Source organism: Agromyces italicus DSM 16388 (assembly GCF_000421545.1).
Taxonomy (GTDB): domain Bacteria; phylum Actinomycetota; class Actinomycetes; order Actinomycetales; family Microbacteriaceae; genus Agromyces; species Agromyces italicus.
The window spans coordinates 656,606-674,144 of the sequence record NZ_ATXF01000004.1 but is presented as its reverse complement, the minus strand read 5'-3'; the positions used below and the strand labels follow the sequence as shown (position 1 = coordinate 674,144).

Here is a 17,539-nt window from a genome sequence, read left to right as displayed (position 1 = left end):
CGACCGGCGTCCTCCGTGCGTCCGGGTGGATAGAATCGTCGGGATGTCCAAGCCCGATTCCGTCGATCTCTCGGCGTTCTCCGTACCCGGCACCAGCCGCGGCATTCTCGACGTCTTCGGCTACCGCTACCTGCTCCGATTGCTCGTCCGCAAGGGAATCCTGACCAGGTACCACGGCTCCGTGCTCGGCTGGGCATGGTCCTACGTCAAGCCGACCGCCCAGTTCTTCATCTACTGGTTGGTGATGGGGGTGTTCCTCGGCCTGAATCGCGGCATCGAGTCGTTCCCGATCTACCTGTTCTCGGGCATCGTCGTGGTGAACCTCTTCAACGAGGCCTTCGGCAATGCGACGAAGTCGATCGTCAACAACAAGGCACTGGTCAAGAAGATCTACCTGCCGCGTGAGCTGTTCCCCATCGCCGACGTGTTCATCGCGTTCGTGCATTTCCTCCCCCAGCTCACGATCCTTCTCGCGGTCTGCCTGATCGCCGGGTGGGTTCCGACGCTCGTGCAACTCGCCGGAGCACTGCTCGCGATCCTGATCGTGCTGCTCATCGCGACCGGGCTCGGCCTCTTCTTCGGCTCGATCAACGTGTCGTACCGCGATTCGCAGAACGTCGTCGAGCTCATCCTCATGTTCGCGACGTACACCTCGCCGGTGCTCTACTCGTCGTCCATGGTGCAAGACAAGCTGCCGCCCTGGCTGTACGACCTCTACATGCTGAACCCCTTGACCTCCGCGGTCGAGTTGTTCCACTCGGCGTTCTGGTATCCGACGACGTCGGAGACGACCGCAAGGCCGGAGCATCTCTGGCTGCTCGCGGGCATCTCGATCATCGTCGCCCTCGTCATGCTCGTGGTCGGGCAGTTCGTGTTCCGCAGACTGGAGGGTCGCTTTGCCCAAGATCTCTGAGCTGGAGCCTCCCCGGATCATCATCGAGGGGGTGCAGAAGACCTACACGCTGCGCCACACGCACTCGTTCAAAGAGACCTTCGTCGCGTGGCTCAAGCGCAAGAAGACCTCGACCTCGTTCGAAGCGCTCAAGGGCATCGATTTCTCCGTCGGCGAGTCGGAGGCCGTCGCCCTGCTCGGCTACAACGGATCAGGCAAGTCCACCCTGCTGAAGCTCGTCTCAGGAGTTCTCCGACCCGACAAGGGCCGAATCCTCACCCGTGGTCGGGTCGCAGGGCTCATCGAGGTCGGTGCCGGGTTCCATCCCGACCTGTCGGGCCGGGAGAACGTCTACCTCAATGCCGCCATCCTCGGAATGTCGAAAGACGAGATCGAGGCGCGTTTCGACGACATCGTCGAGTTCAGCGAGATCGGCGAGTTCATCGACACCGAGGTCAAGCACTACTCCTCCGGAATGTTCGTGCGCCTCGCGTTCTCCGTCGCGATCCACACCGAACTCGACATCCTGCTCGTCGACGAGGTGCTCGCGGTCGGCGACGCTCCATTCCGTGAGAAGTGCAAGAAGAAGATCCGCGAACTCGTCGCGGCCGGCAAGACGTTGTTCATCGTGAGCCACGATCTCGGCATGGTCGCCGACATCTGCTCGCGCGGCATCGTCATCCGGCGCGGCGAGATGATGTTCGACGGCCCCGTCGACGAGGCCATCACCACCCTGAAAGGCATTACCAGATGACCGACCGGAACCGCACTCATGCCGTCGTGCTCGCCGGCGGCATCGGCGTCCGCGTCGGGCTCGGCATGCCGAAGCAGCTCATCCGCATCGCCGGCAAGGCGATCGTCGAGCACACGCTCGAAGCGCTCGAGGCGAGCCCGCTCGTCGATGAGGTGCTGGTGATGATGAACGCCGGTTCGATCCACGAACTCGACCACCTGAAGCTCGACCCGCGGTTCACGAAGCTCACCGCCGTCCTGCCCGGCGGCGAGACCCGCAACGACACCACGCGCCTCGCGCTCGCCGCGCTTCCGGCCGACGGCGACCCGAAGGTGCTCTTCCACGACGCGGTGCGCCCCTTCGTCGATGACCGCATCATCGAGGAGTGCGTCGACGCGCTCGACGAGTTCGACGCCGTCGACACGGCGATCCCCTCTGCCGACACGATCATCGAGGTCGACGAACAGTCGATCATCACGGGTATCCCACCGCGCTCGCACCTGCGCCGAGGCCAGACCCCGCAGGCGTTCCGGCTCTCGGTCATCCGCAGGGCGTACGAGATCGCGGCGGGCGACCCCGACTTCGCCGCGACCGACGACTGCGGCGTGATCTTCAAGTACCTGCCCGACGTGCCGATCAAGGTCATCGCCGGCACCGCCGAGAACATGAAGATCACCGAACCGCTCGACATCCACATCGCCGACAAGATCTTCCAGTTGCAGACGACCTCGCTCACGGCCCCCACCAGCGAGGGCACCGGTTCGATCGATCTCTCGGGCAAGTCGGTCGTCGTGTTCGGCGGAAGCTACGGCATCGGGGCGAGCATCGCCGAGCAGGCGACGGCACGCGGTGCCCGCGTCCATTCCTTCAGCCGCTCGGAGACCGGCACCGACGTCACGTCACGCAAGCAGGTGCGCCGGGCTCTCACGACCGCAGCAGCCGACGGCCCGATCGACTATGTCGTGATCACCGCCGGCGTGCTCTCGATCGCGAACCTCACCGACACGTCGAAGAAGCGCCTCCGCAACACGCTCGAGACCAACCTCATGGCCCCTGCGAAGATCGCCCAGGAGGCCTACCCCTACCTCGAGGCGTCGAGTGGGCAACTGCTGTTCTTCACCTCGAGCTCGTACACCCGCGGCCGCGCGGGCTACAGCATGTACTCGGCGACGAAGGCGGGCGTCGTCAACATGACGCAGGCGCTCGCCGACGAATGGGCCGAGTCGGGTGTCCGTGTGAACTGCCTGAACCCGCAGCGCACCCGCACGCCGATGCGCACCAAGGCGTTCGGCGACGAGCCCACGCACACGCTGCTCGATCCCGAGCACGTCGCCGCGGTCGCGCTACGCGTGCTCGACTCCGAGCTCACGGGGCAGATCGTCGATGTGCAGGTCGCCGCGGCGAAGCGCTGAGGGGTCTCGATACGCGTCGCCGCTCCACGTCGGCGCTACTCGACCACCGGAAGGCGTCAACCCTTCGGCTGCTCACGCAGTCGCTCGAACACGAGGTCGTAGAGTTCGGCGACCCGGCGCGAATCGACCCGCAGTTCGTCGATTTCTGCGCGCAGCTCGTCGATCTCTGCATGCAGCCGGGAGATGTCGGCCGGCTGGGACACGACCGGCGCGCGGCCTTTGAGCCTGCCAAGTGCTGATCTGATCCGGCTCACGGTGCCTCCTCCTGGGCCGCCGATGCAACCCCGCTCGTCTTGTGAAATCTCACGGTCACGACGGTTCTCCGTCCAGCAGTCGTCTTCCGTACTCGTCTGCCCACCACAGTGAACCCGATGCCGTACCCGGACGCTTCATCGCGAAGCCAGTCGAGCGGCAGGTGCCACGTGTCAGGACGCTGATGGTCGAACACGAATGACGCGTTCACCGCGAATGAGGCGAGCGCGACGGAGTCGGGATCGAGCAGGGCCCGCAGCAGCAGGAAGGTGTTCGCGCGCGCCTCTCTCGTCAGCGTGTGCAGCACGTTCGAGAGCAGGAAGTGGCGTGTCCCGCCGACCGCAGACTCGTCCGCGATCAGGCCCAGCACAGCTCGTCGATCGGCGAGGTTCAGCCATCGCGCCACGACGCCCTTGTGCTCCGCCGTCGCCTCGACCGCGGTGCGCGCATAGTCCACGCCGACGACCCGCCGGCCGGCGGCGGCCAGCGATGCGGCGAGTTCGCCGTCTCCGCAGCCGAGGTCGAGCACCCGATCTCCGCGGCGCGTCTTCGAAAGCAACCGATCCGCATCCGAGCTCCAATGCACAGGTCGACCGAATCGGACACGCCGTTCCCAGAAGTCCCGGTTGAAGTCGTACACGCCGAACCAGTGCTCGAATCGCCGCCTCGTCGACATCGGCGTCTCGAACCGGAACGAGGGATCGGGCGTGCGCCACTCTGCGCCGTAGCAGAGTGCGAGCCACGCATCGGCATCCCCCACCGACGGCACCGACTCCCCATTGAGTTCGACCTGGCGGAGCGGCAGGAGCGATCCGCTCGCGAACTCGCCTCGGACCGCGATCGGCTGGTTGTAGACCCCTCGGTCGTGGAAGCCGAGGAAGAGATCGACATGCACCTCGGACCGGGACGGGCCGAGGCGCTCCGACCCGACGAAGATCAACTGGAGGTGCGCGTCACTGTGCCGGATCACCTCGTGTCCGCGCTCGCGAATTCGGCGTTCGAGCGAGTACGAGGCGATCGAGACGTCACTCGGTGCGGCCTCACCGAGGTAGACGAGCAGGTCGATGTCGTCGTCGTGCGCGAGGATCGCGCCCTCGCGGATCGCACCGAGCAGAGTGCCGCCCGTGATGGCCGCGGTGTAGCCGAGCTCGGCGAGGTCGGCGAGCACCTGCTGCATCGATCGGATCAGTCTGCGGTGCAACTCCTCCGAGGGAGCGTCCGTCAGCTTCCCCCACTTGTCGATGACCTGCCCGGCCTCGGCGAGCGCGGCGAGGCCGAATCCTCCGGGCTCGATCGGCAGGGCGAACCGGCCTTCCGCGAGCGGCACCCCGCTGTGCTTGTCGCGCAGCGCGATCCCACCCGAACCGCTCAGGTGATCGTGCACGGCGGGCGGCCAGGGCACCCGTACCGACCGCCCTCCGGATTCCGGAACGCGGGTGCTCCACATGCGGCGACCGTCGATCTCGACATCGACGACTCGGCCGATGGCCGGTGAATCGAAACGGACCCTGATTCCGCGCCGATCTGCCGCGAGCGGCGTACGACGGGCCTCACGGCGGAAGAGGGTCACGAACACGCTTCCTTCGGGTCGGCGTGTGGATGGCCACACGGTCATCCGATCCTATTCGACGTGCACGGCTCGGCGTTCGCCGAATTCCGCATGAACACCCGGCCGCTCGTCACGGGGTCTCCCAGACTTCGCCGAGCCGAACCAGTAGGCTCGTAACGCGCCGGGGGCCGCGGCGCGATCCCACGAGAACCACACGGAGCACCGCAGCGTGAGCGCAACCTGGAACGAGATCCAACGCGTCGTCTTCCCGCAGGACGCCGACCCCGACGTCATCTCCCTCTACGTCGACGCCGACGTCTGGGCGAAGGTCGGCGACCGCGAGGTGCGGGTGAGCGACCGCGCCCACCTCGACGACGTGCTCGCCCGCGACCGCTACCGCATCTCGGCCGGCGACCGCGTGTCGTTCGCGAGCTACTTCAACGCCTTCCCGGCCTCGTACTGGCAGCAGTGGACGAACGTCGCGCAGGTCCGGCTTTCCGTCGAGACGAGCGGTGTGGGCAACCTGCTGGTCTACCGCTCCACGGCGCAGGGCGTGCCGCAGCGGGTCGTCTCCGAGCCGTTCTCCGGCACCGTGCGTCACGAGATCGAACTGCCCGTCGTCACGTTCGGCGACGGCGGTTGGTACTGGTTCGACGTCGTCGCCGGCGATGCCGAGGTCATCGTCGCCGACGGCCGCTGGGAGACCGACGCACCCGAGGTGCGGGCGGGCGGCGCCTCGATCGGCACGACCACCTTCAACAAGCCCGACTACTGCGTACGCACGCTCGAGGCGCTCGCGGGCGACGAGACCGTGCGCGACGTCATCGATCGCATCTACATCGTCGACCAGGGCGACCAGCGCGTCGTCGACGAACCGGGCTACGACGCCGTCGCCGAGCGCCTCGGCGACACGCTCACCATGATCGAGCAGCCGAACCTCGGCGGCTCAGGCGGATTCGCCCGGTCGATGGCCGAAACCGTCGAGGCCGGCGCGAGCGACTTCCTCATCCTGCTCGACGACGACGTCACGGTCGAGCCCGAGAGCATCGCGCGCGCGGTGCGCTTCGCCCGGCGCACGACGAGGCCCGTGGTCGTCGGCGGGCACATGTTCGACCTGCTGAACCGCCCCGTGCTGCACGCGTTCGCCGAGACGGTCGATCTGAAGCCCTTCGTCTGGCACGCGCAGCCCCGCGACGAGACCCCGCACGACTTCCGCTTCTCGAACCTGCGGCAGACCCGGTGGATGCACACCCGAATGGACGCCGACTACAACGGCTGGTGGTTCTGTCTCATCCCGACCGAGGTGATCCGCTCGATCGGCCTGTCGCTGCCGGCGTTCATCAAGTGGGATGACGCGGAGTACTGCCTGCGCGCCCGCGACGCCGGCTACCCGACCGTGACCCTGCCGGGCATGGCGCTCTGGCACGTGTCGTGGCTCGACAAAGACGACTCGATCGACTGGCAGGCGTACTTCCACGCCCGTAACCGCATCGTCGCGGGCCTGCTGCACTCGCCGTTCACGAACGGCGGGCTGCTTCCCCGCGACAGCGAGCGATGGGACCTCAAGCACCTGCTTGCGATGCAGTACTACCCCGTGACGCTGCGCCACCGTGCCCTTCGGGACATTCTGTCGGGCCCGGCGCACATGCAGCGCGGCATGTCCACGATCCTCGGCGAGCTCCGCGCCGCCGCGGCCGACTTCCCCGAGAAGACGGTGCTGCGCCATGAGTCCGAGATCCCGATGACCGTCGAGGGCAAGCGCGTCTACCCCGTACCGTCGACGTCGGCCGGGCCGCAGGGGCCGCGAGGCATCCCCCTCGTCGCGTTCACGGCGCAGATGACCCTGCGCCAGTGGTTCACGAAGCCGGCCCCGAAGAACGTCGCCGAACCGCAGGTCGAGCTCTCCAAGCGCGACGGAACCTGGTACCGGATGCCGCACTTCGACAGCGCACTCGTGTCGACCGCGGATGGTTCGGGCAAGGTGCGCTACACCCGCGACCCGAGGACCTTCCGCCGTCTGCTGCGTGAGAGCCGGCGGCTGCACCGCGAACTGCGCAAGCGCTGGCCCGAGCTCGCGCGCCAGTATCGTGCGGCGCTGCCCGAGATCACCTCGCCCGAGCAGTGGGCGCCGCACTTCACGACGAAGAAGTAGCAGGGGCGCGCCCGCGACCGATGAGTCGAAGCGACCGGACGAGCACGACCCTCAGCACAGCACGAGTCGCGCGACCCGATCGGTGAGCGCGCCCGGCCCGCCGAGCAGCGTGAGCTGGGTCACCTGCTGCTTCAGCAGCGTGGCGCGAACCCCGCTGGGGACGCACGTGCCCCGCGTGAGGTAGAGCGGCTGCTTCGCATGCCCGGCCGCGGCGGCACCGCTCAACGCGTCCGGGTACAGGAGGCCCGTGGCGACGAACGCGTTCACGCTCGTGCCGAAGATGGAATTGACCGCGACCCCAGTCGCATATCGGTCGGCCCCGGCATACCGCTTCACCGTGCGCAGATCATCGAGCTTCGACTGGATTCCCGACGACACGACGCCGATACCGCCGGCGATGCGCACCTCGCGCACCCCGAGTGCGCCGAGCAGCGACTGCGTCGCCGAATCGACCGAACTCGCCTTGCCGTCGACGAGCACGACGGGAGCGCCCAGCGATCCCGCCGCGGCACCCGCGGTCAGCCCGTCGGGGTAGTCGCGCCCCGTCGCGACGTAGGCGATCGTCGCTGACGAGAAGGCGAAGTCCGCGAGCCGTCTCGACGTGTCATACCGATCGGAACCGCCGATGCGTTTCACGGGCGCGACCGAACCGAGCGTCGATGCGACGCCGCTCGAGATCACCCCCGTGCCACCGACGACGACGATCTGCTGCGGCTTCAGCCGCTTCAGTTCGTTGAGCGTCGAACTCGGCAACGACGACTTCGGTGTGAGCAGCAGCGGACCGCCCTGCTTCGCCGCCGCGGGCGCGGCGGTGAGCGCATCGGCGAAGTCGGAACCCGATGCGACGTAGGCGACCGGGACGCCCGCGGTCGGGTAGCTCGCCTTCGAGATGGCAACCGCGGTCTGGTAGCGGTCCTCGCCCTCCAGCCTCTTGACCGGGATCGCCGTGTCGACCCGCGGGTCGCCGAACCAGTCGCGGTACATGCGCCAGAAATTGCGGTTGCCATAGGCCGAACAGCTGTCACCGGTGCCGTAGAGGTTCGCGAGCGCCGCGGAGTTCGGCTGGTACGGGGTGTAGTAGTAGAGGGCTGCGGTCGCGGCGTTCTTGATCGTGACGAGCGACGAGTTGCAGCTCGCGTCGGGGTTGTACGCGATGCGGTTGGCCTGACCGACCTTGAGCCAGGTGAACGAGCCCGCCGGGTTGCCGTACCAGGTGAGTTGCCGGGCTGCGGCGAACACCTGGTTGAAGAATCCGTAGTACGTCGAGTCGCACGACGACGTGTCGGGGCAGCCGTAGCCCATCGCCTTGCGCAGCACGCCCGAGGTGGGCGCCGGGTCGGTGAGGAGCGACTGCTCCTTCTGCAGGGTCACCAGGATGACCTTGGCGCTGAGCCCGCAGGCACGCTGCACCTTGTAGATCACCCGTGCCGCCGACTCGCCCCGCGCACCCTTGTAGCTCGCGCACGTGCCGAAGCTCCAGGTGCGGGTCGGAGTGTCCATCTTGAGCTTCGCGAGACACGACGAACTCGCGCAACTGCCGACCATGCGCTGCAGAAACGCCTGGATCTCCGCCTCGGTCATCGCCGCACTGTTGCGGAAGTTCGCGTTCGAGATGAGGTTGCCCGCGGTGAACGGGGAGGACGCGGCCGCCGAGAACTGCCCGTCGGCGGCGTCGGCCGCCGCCTCGGCATCCAGATCGGCCTGTCGCTCGGCCGCGGCAGCGGCGTCGCCCGGCACCGCGTCGCCCGCCTTCGTCGCCTGCTCGGCGAGATGCGCCTCGTAGAGGCGCCGCTCGTCGACGGTGTCGTCACCGGTGGTCGGAACGGAATCCGGAAGAGCCTCGACCGCTGCCGCCTGCCCCGTCGGTTCCCCCGGCGCGCCCTCTTCGGCCACGGCCGGCAACGCGAACGAGGCGGCGAGCACCGCCCCCGTGATGATTCCGACGATCGCTTTCTTCAACATGGTGCACTCCCCCGAGGCGACGCCCGAACCGGCGACTCAACACGACACTAGCTTGGCGACGCGATCGCCCAGGGCTCCCATGCCGCCCAGCAGCGTGATCGCGGTCGTGCCCTTGGCGTAGATCGCCGTCCGGATCACGGGCGGAACGCACGATTGCGGCGACAGGAGCAACGGATCGCCTGCGGCTCCCGCCGCCGCGGCGCCCGAGAGCGCATCGGGGAACGCCGCGCCCGTTGCGAGATACGCATTCGCAGTCGTGCGGAAGACGGAATTGACGGCGGCGCTCGTCGAGTAACGGTCGGTGCCGGCGTATCGCTTCACCGTGAACGAAGCCGCGAGGTTCGCCTGCGCACCCGACGAGACGGCACCGGTTCCGCCGGCGATGCGCACCTCCGCGGCCCCGAGCTTCTTCAGCAGCGACACCGTCGCCGTGCCGGCCGTCCGCGCCGCCCCGTCGATGAGTACGACCGGCACGTCGAGGGCCCCGGCGGCGGCACCCGCGCTGAGCCCGTCGGGGAAGTCGCGGCCCGTCGCGAGATAGACGAGCGTCGCCGCCCCGAACGCATCGGCGGCGATGCGACGTGACGTGTCGTAGCGATCCGTTCCGCCGATGCGCTTCGTCGGCGCCACCTTGCCGAGCGCGGTCGCGACCGAGCCGCCGATCGCTCCGGTGCCGCCGACGATCACGATCTGCTTCGGCGCGAGTCGTCGGAGCTCGTCGAGCGTCGAGGCGGGCAGCGAGGTCGTCGCGGACAGCAGCAGCGGCCCGCCCTTGTGCGCGGCCGCGGGCGCGGCCGCGAGGGCATCGGCGAACTGCAGGCCGGCGGCGACGTAGACCACGGGCACGCCGGGCGTCGGGAACGACGCCTTCGAGATCGCGGCCGCAGTGGCGTAGCGGTCGGCACCCTGCAGGCGGGCGACCGTCATCGCGGATCCGCCCCGCGGATCACCGAACCAGTCGGTGTACATGCGCCAGAAGTTGCGATTGCCGTACGACGAGCAGTCGTCCCCGGAGCCGTAGACGTTCTTGAGGGCTGCGGCGTTCGGCTGGAACGGCGTGTAGTAGTACAGCGCCGCGGTGGCCCGGTTGGCGATGACGACGTTCGATCGGCCGCACGCGTCGTCGGGGTGGTAGTCGATCGGGTTCGACTGGCCGACCTTCAGGTAGGTGAAGGAGCTTCCCTCCGTGCCGTAGTAGCCGAGCTGGCGCGACGCGAACGCGACCTGCTCGAAGAACCCGGCGTAGTCGGGGTCGCAGGTACCTTCGTCAGGGCAGCCGTACCCCATGGCCTTGGCGAGCGTCGCGGCCGACGGTGCACGGTTCGTGAGCAGCGACTGCTCCTTCTGGAGCATCACGAGGATGACTCTGGCGCTCAGCTTGCAGGCCTTCTGCACCTTGTAGATGATGCGCGCGGCGCTCTCGTCTGCGGCGCCGACGTAGTCGGCGCAGGCGCCGTAGCTCCAGTCGATGCTCTGGGTCGTCTCACGGTAGTTCGCGAGGCACGAACTGCTCGTGCACCCGGCCCCCATCTTGACGAGGAACGATTGGATCGCCGCCTCGCTCATCGCGTTGCCGTTGGAGAAGTTGGCATCGGCGATGAGGTTGCCCGCGGTGAATCCGGTCGCGGCGGTCGGGGCGAAGGTCGCCGAGCCGGATGCCTCGGCGAGCGTGCGATCGAGTTCGAGACGCGCCTCGGCGTCGGCCTCACCGGCCGCCTCCCCCGGAATCGGGTCGCCGGCGTGCGCCGACTGGCCGGCGACGTGCTCGGCGTACACCGACTGCTCGGTCGCGGTCGCCCCTGGATCATGGCCGGGCGCGTCGGCGGCCTGCGCCGGCGAGAGGCCGGCGAGTCCGGCGAACACGCCGACGAGGACTGCGATCGCGAGCTGCTTCACTGCGGCACCACCTTCGGGCACCCCCGCGGCGGCGCCGGGTTCGGGCCGGTGGAACGATTGCGGACGCAGGGATCCGTGGATCAGAGCCTAGTCATCGGGCCGAGCGTTCACCACCACGCGACACGACGGTTAGGCTCTTCAGCGCGCCGAACGGCGACCCCGCGACATCCCGACCCTGGAGCACCGATGAGCGTAACCCGAGCAGAACGCCCTCGGCCGACCGTGCGCGGCACGGCGAACCGGGTGTTCCGGTTGCTGCCCGAGTCGCTCCGGCTCCGGTGGTTCCCGTCACGCGTCACCTATCGGGCGACCGACGTCCCGCCCCCGGTCACGGCGCCCGAGGCGCCGGTGCGGCTCTACATCGCCCCCGAGAACTCGGCCGGCCAGGGCTGGGCGTGGGCGAGGGCAGCCGAGCAGTTGCCCGGCGTGCGAGCCGTCGACATGCAGTACCGCGGCGCTCGCCACCTCGGCTACCCCGCCGACACGACCGTCCCGAGCGCGGTCGTCGCGCATTCCGATCGGTGGGGCCGCGCCCAGTACACCGCCGTCGCCCATGGATTCACCCACGTCGTCATGGAGTCGCAACGGCCGATCTTCGGCCGGCGGTTCCGCGGCGACGTCGGTGCCGAGGTCGCCGCGCTCGTTCGCGCGGGTGTCGGAGTTGCTTCCCTCTGCCACGGCAGCGACATCCGGTTGCCGAGCCGCCACCGCGCCCACGAGCCCGATTCGCCGTTCCACGACACGGAGAGCGATCTCACCCGCCGGTTGCAGTCCCGGGCCGAGCGCGCTGCCGGGCTTCTCGACGAAATCGACGGACCGGAGTTCGTGTCGACCCCCGACCTCCTGCTCGACCGTCCTCACGCCACGTGGCTTCCCGTCGTCGTCGATCTCGACCGCTGGAGCACGGATCGAGCACTGTTCGCGGGCGATCGACCCGTCGCGATCCATGCTCCGAGCAACGCCGGGCTCAAGGGCACCGAGTTCGCCGAGCCGGTGCTCCGTCGACTCGACGAGGCCGGAGACATCGAGTACCGCGCCATCGAGCGGACTCCCGCCGAACGGATGCCTGCGATCGTGCACGACGCCGACATCGTCATCGACCAGTTCTCGCTGGGCATCTACGGCGTCGCCGCCTGCGAGGCGATGGCCGCCGGGCGCCTGGTGGTCTCGCACGTCTCCGAGTTCGTCCGCGACACCGTTCGCGACGAGACCGGACTGGAGCTGCCGATCGTCGAGGCAACTCTGGCGACGCTCGAACAGGTCCTTCGAGACATCCGAGATCGCCCGGAGCACTATCGCGAGCGCGCGGCCGCCGGGCCTGCGTTCGTTGCGGCCGTCCACGACGGTCGCCGGTCGGCCGCCGCACTCGCGCCGTTCCTCGGCGTCGCTCCGGTCTGACCCCGGGAACGATTGCCGACGCACGAGGCCGTGTGGCGCGGGTTCGCCCCTGTGCTCAGCGCGCGAAGCGCTCGACGAGCCGGTTCTGGAACATGCTCAGGGCAGAACCGATCGCCATGTGCATGTCGAGGTACTGGTAGGTGCCGAGGCGGCCGCCGAAGTAGACGTCGGGCTCGCCGTCCTGCAACTCGCGGTAGGCGAGCAGGGCGGCGCGGTCTTCGGCGGTGTTCACCGGGTAGTACGGCTCGTCGCCATGCTCCGCGAAACGCGAGAACTCGCGCATGATGATCGTCTTGTCGGCGGGGTACTCGCGCTCGGGGTGGAAGTGACGGAACTCGTGGATGCGGGTGAACGGCACCGAGGCATCCGCGTAGTTCATGACCGAAGTGCCCTGGTAGTCGCCGACCGGCACGACCTCGCGCTCGAAGTCGAGGGTGCGCCAGCTGAGGTGCCCCGCCGACGAGTCGAAGTAGCGGTCGACCGGCCCGGTGTAGATCACGGGCACGTTGCCGACGACCGCGGTCTTGTTGAACGGCTGCGACTCGTCGAAGAAGTCGGTCGACAGCTTGACGTCGATCTTCGGGTGGTCGGCCATCCGCTCGATCCACGCGGTGTAGCCGTCGACGGGCAGGCCCTCGTGGGTGTCGTTGAAGTAGCGGTTGTCGTAGTTGTAACGCACGGGGAGGCGGCTGATGACCTCGGCCGGAAGCTCGGTCGGGTCGGTCTGCCATTGCTTCGCGGTGTAGTCGCGGATGAACGCCTCGTACAGCGGGCGCCCGATGAGCGAGATCGCCTTCTCCTCGAGGTTCGCCGCCTGCTTGGTGTCGAACTCGCCGGCCTGCGAGGCGATGAGCGCCCGGGCCTCGTCGGGCGAGTAGGCGGCGCTGAAGAACTGGTTGATCGTGCCGAGGTTCACCGGCAGCGGGTACACGACGCCGTTGTGCTTCGTGTAGACCTTGTGCACGTAGCCCGTGAAGCTCGTGAAGCGGTTGACGTACTCCCACACCTTCTCGTTCGAGGTATGGAAGAGGTGGGCGCCGTAGCGGTGCACCTCGATGCCCGTCGTCGGGTCGACCTCGCTGAAGGCGTTGCCGCCGATGTGATCGCGCCGGTCGATGACCTGCACGGTGAGGCCGAGTTCGTTCGCGGCGCGCTCGGCGATCGTGAGCCCGAAGAAGCCCGATCCGACGACGACGAGGTCGGTCATCGGGCGCCTCCGTTTCCGATGACGAGTCGGGGGGTTCCCGCCCAGGCGGCGGCAGACGTGATGTTGCGTCCGTCCACGACGAGTCGCACGCCCGGCAGGTCGCTCGCCGCGATGGTCTGGTAGTCGGCGTGATCGGCCTGCACGACCGCGAGGTCGACGGGCTCGCCGACGTGGTACGCGGTCCAGCCGTAGCGGGCCAGCTCCTCGTCGGTGTAGAGCGGGTCGTGCACGAGCACCTTCGCGCCGCGCGACTCCAGTGCCTCGACCGTCGCGAAGACGCCCGAGAACGCCGTCTCCTTCACTCCGCCGCGGTACGCCGCGCCGAGCACGACCGCGGTCAGGCCGCTGAGGTCGCCGAGAATCCCGGCCGCCTGCGCCACGAGGCGCTCGGGCATCGAGGCGTTCAGCAGGCGCGCGGTTCGCACGATCTCGGCGTCGCGGTCGGTCGAGAGGTAGAGCCTCGGGTACACCGGGATGCAGTGGCCGCCGACGGCGATGCCGGGCCGGTGGATGTGGCTGAACGGCTGCGAGTTGCACGCTTCGATGACCGCGTACACGTCGACGCCGACCTCGTCGGCGTAGAGCGCGAACTGGTTGGCGAGTCCGATGTTCACGTCGCGATACGTCGTCTCGGCGAGCTTCGCCATCTCGGATGCCTCGGGCGAGCCCATGTCCCAGACGCCGTTCGCCCGGGAGAGGTCGGGGCGATCGTCGAACTCGAGCACGGCCTCGTAGAACTCGACCGCACGCTGGGCACCCTCGGGGCTCATCGCGCCGACGAGCTTGGGGTACTTGCGCAGATCTTCGAAGACACGACCGGTGAGCACACGCTCAGGCGAGAACACGAGGTGGAAGTCGTCGCCCTCGGCGAGACCCGAGATCTCCTCGATCATGGGCTTCCAGCGGCCGCGGGTGGTGCCGACCGGCAGCGTGGTTTCGTAGGAGACGAGCGTGCCGGGAGTCAGATGTTCGGCGAGCGAGCGGGTCGCCGCGTCCATCCAGCCGAAGTCGGGCTCCCACGTCGCGTCGTCCACGAAGAGCGGCACGACGATCACGACGGCGTCGGCGCCGGGCACGGCGTCGGCGTAGTCCGTCGTCGCACGGATCCGCCCGGCGGGCACGAGTTCGGCGAGTTTCTCCTGCAGGTGGGCCTCGCCCGGGAACGGTTCGGTGCCCGAGTTCACGAGGTCGACGACGACCTGGTTGACGTCGACGCCGATGACCTCGTGGCCTTGATCGGCGAACTGGACGGCGAGGGGGAGGCCGATTTTTCCAAGGGCAATGACTGCGATACGCACGGGCTCCAGTGTACGTGCGTCACCGGATGCGAAGCGCACGCGGGAGGCGCGCGATTCGCGCGCGCGAGGGGAGGTTCGCGCGTCCCGGTGATAGTCTTGCCGTCGGCTCGATGGAGTTGAGCCGCGATGATGATCACGCTCGCTGGCGGTCGACCGGCGCCGGCCGGAGGAGCTCGTGCGGTGACGGGAGTCGTCCGATACCTCGGTGCCGGTGTCCTCGCATTCCTGGTCGACCTGTTGCTCCTCGCCGCGCTGAGGGTCGGCCTCGGGTGGCCGACCGCGATCGCCGCGGCCGTTGCATTCCTCGGCAGCTTCGCCTTCACGTACACGATCCAGCGGACCCTCGGCTTCAGCTCGCGCGCGCCGCACGGACGCGCTCTCGTGCGCTACACGATCCTCGTCGCCGTGAACACCGCCGCCACCGCCCTGATCGTGGCACTGCTCGACCAGACGGCCGTCGGATGGGTCGGCGGAAAGGTCGTGGCGACTGCGGTCACGACGGTCGGAAACTACTTCGCCTATCGGTGGTGGGTGTTCGCCGGCGAGCCCTCACCGCATCAGCCGGCAGCGGAACAGGAGACTTGATGGTGTTCGAAGGCGCCCGCGTCGCCGCGATCGTACCGGCGTACAACGAGGAGAAGATGATCGCCACGGTCATCGAGACGATGCCCGACTTCGTCGATCAGATCGTCATCGTCGACGATTGCAGCACCGATAGCACGAGCGACGTGGTCCGGGCGTCGGCCGACCCTCGAGTGCGACTCATCCGCCACGATCTCAACACCGGCGTCGGCGGAGCGATCATCTCCGGCCACCGGGCCGCCATGGCGGCCGGAGCCGACGTCAACGTCGTGATGGCCGGCGACGCGCAGATGGATCCGGCATACCTTCCGGCTCTGCTCGAACGCGTGACGGCGCAGGGGTTCGGATTCGCGAAGGCGAACCGGTTCTTCTCGCCGGAATCGTTCAAGGGCATGCCGAAGCACCGGGTGTTCGGCAATGTCGTGCTCTCGTTCATGACGAAACTGGCGAGCGGATACTGGAATCTGTTCGATCCGCAGAACGGGTACACCGCCGTTCGCACCGAGGTGCTCCGGCGCATCGACCTCGACCGGGTCGCACCCCGCTACAGCTTCGAGAACGATCTGCTCATCCACCTCAACATCCTCCAGGTCCCCGCCGTCGATGTGCCGATTCCCGCGGTCTACGGCGCCGAGGTGTCGAGCATCCGTCTCAGCAAGGTCGTTCCCGAGCTGCTGAGCCTGCTCACCAGAGGCTTCTGGCGACGCATCTGGTACCGGTACGTCCTCTGGTCGTTCTCGCCGGTCGCGCTCCTGCTCGTTCTCGGCCTTGGGCTCTTCGCCTTCGGCCTCGCCGTCGCGATCTGGGTCTGCTTCCAGATCGCGGCATCCGTCGTTGCGACGGCTGCGACCGTGATGCTCGCCGCGCTTCCGCTGATGATCGGAACCCAGATGCTGATCAGTGCGCTTCAACTCGACATCCAGGCGAGCCCGTCGACTCCGACCATGTTGCCGTTCGCTGCCGGGAGCAGTGACCGCAGGCCGAACGGGGGCGCGGAGCGGTGACGTCCGATCTCGCCTCGAAAGGACATCCGACCATGACCTCCGCACTCCTCACCTGGTGGCGAGCCCGATCCTCCACGATTCTCGCAGGGGCGATCATCGGTGTCGGTTTCCTCGTCGGCTATGCGTCGATGGTGAGGACTCGCCCGTTGTACGCACCCGATTCCGCTCACTACCTCGCGAAGGCGTTCTGGTTCCTCGGGGCGAGCCCGCAGGAAGCGCACGACCGGGTCGCAGAGTATGCCGCGGGGTACGGCATCACCACGATCCCCGGTGTCGACCTCATGTTCGGGTGGGGCCTCGTGCAGCCCAGAGTCGTGCTCTCTGCGCTCGCCACACCCTTCGTCGCAGCGTTCGGCCCGATCGGTCTCGCGGTGACCACCTTCCTGATCTCGCTCGCGCTGATGCTCGTGTTGACGATCATGCTCATGCGGCGCTTCGGCAACGTCACCGCCGTCGCCGTCATGCTGGCCGTCACGACGAGCGCCTACCTGGTCTTCTACAACGGCGCGATGCTGACCGAATCGCTCTCGGCGTTGTTGACCGCCCTCACGCTCATGGCCGCGTGGCGCTACATCCGAGAGCCCCGGGCGTGGCTGCTCATCGGGATGGGCTCGCTCACCGTGACGTCGGCGTTCACCCGTCAGGCCACCCTGGTCGTGGCCGGGGCATTCCTCGGTGCGTGGCTGTTCGGAATGCTCGTGAGTCGTTCCCGGCGGAACCCGTGGATGTGGCCGGCCGTGGTGGTCGTGTGCGCGAGTCTCGGGAGCCAGCTGATCCAGGCGATCGTTTTCCCGTCGTTCTCACAGGCCGACCAGTTCCTCAAGCAGACCGGCACCGACAATCTCGGTGACGCGATCCTCGCGATTCCGCGCATGGCCCTGAACATCCTCTCCAAGGACGTCTACAACTACCTCGCGAACGATCCTGTGCTCCTGGTCTTCATCGTGGTGGCGCTGCTCGGCATCGTGCTCTTCTGGCGCCGCTCCGAGGCCCATCTCCTCGTCGGGGCGATCCTCGCGATCTCGCTGTACAACATCACGAACGGCACCCCGACCGCCTTCCGGTACGCCATCCCCGGCCTCGTGTTCTACGTGGCGATGGTGGGGCTCGTGATCCACGCGACGACGCGGCGCGGGTCACCTGAAGTCGACCTCGCCGAGCAGCGCGGCAAGTACGTCGCAGGCTAGCGACCGGACCGGCGG

General features: G+C 68.0%; 14 protein-coding genes. 8 read left to right on the top strand and 6 right to left on the bottom strand.

Features of this window, described 5'->3' with window-relative positions; genetic code table 11:
- Positions 1-43: 43 nt before the first annotated feature.
- The 3 genes from H516_RS0103470 to H516_RS0103460 are packed head-to-tail and all read left to right on the top strand — an operon-like array spanning position 44 to position 3,037.
- Positions 44-913 carry an ABC transporter permease gene (locus H516_RS0103470; protein ID WP_022888329.1) on the top strand — a complete coding sequence of 290 codons (870 nt, stop codon included), beginning with the start codon at positions 44-46 and terminating at the stop codon, positions 911-913.
- Positions 897-1,646, top strand: coding sequence for an ABC transporter ATP-binding protein (locus tag H516_RS0103465; RefSeq protein ID WP_022888328.1), 750 nt, complete (start codon positions 897-899; stop codon positions 1,644-1,646). The genes H516_RS0103470 and H516_RS0103465 overlap by 17 nt, the downstream gene beginning before the upstream one ends.
- Positions 1,643-3,037, top strand: a complete 1,395-nt coding sequence (locus H516_RS0103460; protein ID WP_026378370.1) for a bifunctional cytidylyltransferase/SDR family oxidoreductase — start codon at positions 1,643-1,645, stop codon at positions 3,035-3,037. The genes H516_RS0103465 and H516_RS0103460 overlap by 4 nt, the downstream gene beginning before the upstream one ends.
- Before the next feature lie 56 nt (positions 3,038-3,093).
- Here the strand turns inward: H516_RS0103460 and H516_RS21975 are convergent, their stop codons facing one another.
- Positions 3,094-3,291 (bottom strand): DUF6752 domain-containing protein, encoded by a 198-nt coding sequence (locus H516_RS21975; protein WP_157432130.1) that lies wholly within the window; start codon positions 3,289-3,291, stop codon positions 3,094-3,096.
- Positions 3,288-4,859 carry a class I SAM-dependent methyltransferase gene (locus H516_RS22635; RefSeq protein ID WP_245561699.1) on the bottom strand — a complete coding sequence of 524 codons (1,572 nt, stop codon included), beginning with the start codon at positions 4,857-4,859 and terminating at the stop codon, positions 3,288-3,290. Before H516_RS22635 ends, H516_RS21975 begins: the two co-directional genes overlap by 4 nt.
- 208 nt (positions 4,860-5,067) lie before the next feature.
- Here H516_RS22635 and H516_RS18080 point away from each other — a divergent pair, with 208 nt between their 5' ends.
- A complete protein-coding gene (locus H516_RS18080; protein WP_022888326.1) occupies positions 5,068-6,990 on the top strand; it encodes a glycosyltransferase in 1,923 nt (640 codons plus the stop codon).
- Between the two features lie 51 nt (positions 6,991-7,041).
- Here the strand turns inward: H516_RS18080 and H516_RS21135 are convergent, their stop codons facing one another.
- Both H516_RS21135 and H516_RS21130 read right to left on the bottom strand, forming a co-directional pair.
- The gene (locus H516_RS21135) at positions 7,042-8,952 is read right to left on the bottom strand and encodes a cell wall-binding repeat-containing protein (protein WP_022888325.1); all 1,911 of its coding nucleotides are present in this window, start codon (positions 8,950-8,952) and stop codon (positions 7,042-7,044) included.
- Positions 8,953-8,988: 36 nt separating this feature from the next.
- Positions 8,989-10,848 carry a cell wall-binding repeat-containing protein gene (locus tag H516_RS21130; RefSeq protein ID WP_022888324.1) on the bottom strand — a complete coding sequence of 620 codons (1,860 nt, stop codon included), beginning with the start codon at positions 10,846-10,848 and terminating at the stop codon, positions 8,989-8,991.
- 186 nt (positions 10,849-11,034) lie between these two features.
- Between H516_RS21130 and H516_RS18065 the strand changes: the two genes are divergently transcribed.
- A complete protein-coding gene (locus tag H516_RS18065) occupies positions 11,035-12,246 on the top strand; it encodes a glycosyltransferase family protein (RefSeq protein WP_157432129.1) in 1,212 nt (403 codons plus the stop codon).
- Positions 12,247-12,301: 55 nt separating this feature from the next.
- On the opposite strand, the gene glf is transcribed toward H516_RS18065, so the two are convergent.
- Positions 12,302-13,453, bottom strand: coding sequence for a UDP-galactopyranose mutase (gene glf, locus H516_RS0103425; RefSeq protein ID WP_022888322.1), 1,152 nt, complete (start codon positions 13,451-13,453; stop codon positions 12,302-12,304).
- On the bottom strand, positions 13,450-14,751 hold the full coding sequence (locus H516_RS0103420; RefSeq protein ID WP_022888321.1) for a nucleotide sugar dehydrogenase: 1,302 nt from the start codon (positions 14,749-14,751) through the stop codon (positions 13,450-13,452). The genes glf and H516_RS0103420 overlap by 4 nt, the downstream gene beginning before the upstream one ends.
- A gap of 180 nt (positions 14,752-14,931) precedes the next feature.
- Here H516_RS0103420 and H516_RS18060 point away from each other — a divergent pair, with 180 nt between their 5' ends.
- From H516_RS18060 to H516_RS0103405, 3 genes are read left to right on the top strand one after another with little or no spacing between them, the layout of a single operon-like run.
- The gene (locus tag H516_RS18060) at positions 14,932-15,336 is read left to right on the top strand and encodes a GtrA family protein (RefSeq protein WP_169513490.1); all 405 of its coding nucleotides are present in this window, start codon (positions 14,932-14,934) and stop codon (positions 15,334-15,336) included.
- Positions 15,336-16,337 carry a glycosyltransferase family 2 protein gene (locus tag H516_RS18055; protein WP_022888319.1) on the top strand — a complete coding sequence of 334 codons (1,002 nt, stop codon included), beginning with the start codon at positions 15,336-15,338 and terminating at the stop codon, positions 16,335-16,337. The genes H516_RS18060 and H516_RS18055 overlap by 1 nt, the downstream gene beginning before the upstream one ends.
- A 32-nt stretch (positions 16,338-16,369) precedes the next feature.
- Positions 16,370-17,524 carry a hypothetical protein gene (locus H516_RS0103405; protein WP_022888318.1) on the top strand — a complete coding sequence of 385 codons (1,155 nt, stop codon included), beginning with the start codon at positions 16,370-16,372 and terminating at the stop codon, positions 17,522-17,524.
- The last annotated feature ends 15 nt before the right edge of the window (positions 17,525-17,539 follow it).

Excerpts from the sequence above, each read along its gene's own strand:
- H516_RS0103460 (WP_026378370.1), top strand. The coding sequence starts at position 1,643 with ATGACCGACCGGAACCGCACTCATGCCGTCGTGCTCGCCGGCGGCATC.
- H516_RS21135 (WP_022888325.1), bottom strand. The coding sequence starts at position 8,952 with ATGTTGAAGAAAGCGATCGTCGGAATCATCACGGGGGCGGTGCTCGCC.
- H516_RS18065 (WP_157432129.1), top strand. The coding sequence starts at position 11,035 with ATGAGCGTAACCCGAGCAGAACGCCCTCGGCCGACCGTGCGCGGCACG.
- glf (WP_022888322.1), bottom strand. The coding sequence starts at position 13,453 with ATGACCGACCTCGTCGTCGTCGGATCGGGCTTCTTCGGGCTCACGATC.
- H516_RS0103470 (WP_022888329.1), top strand. The coding sequence starts at position 44 with ATGTCCAAGCCCGATTCCGTCGATCTCTCGGCGTTCTCCGTACCCGGC.
- H516_RS18055 (WP_022888319.1), top strand. The coding sequence starts at position 15,336 with ATGGTGTTCGAAGGCGCCCGCGTCGCCGCGATCGTACCGGCGTACAAC.
- H516_RS0103405 (WP_022888318.1), top strand. The coding sequence starts at position 16,370 with ATGACCTCCGCACTCCTCACCTGGTGGCGAGCCCGATCCTCCACGATT.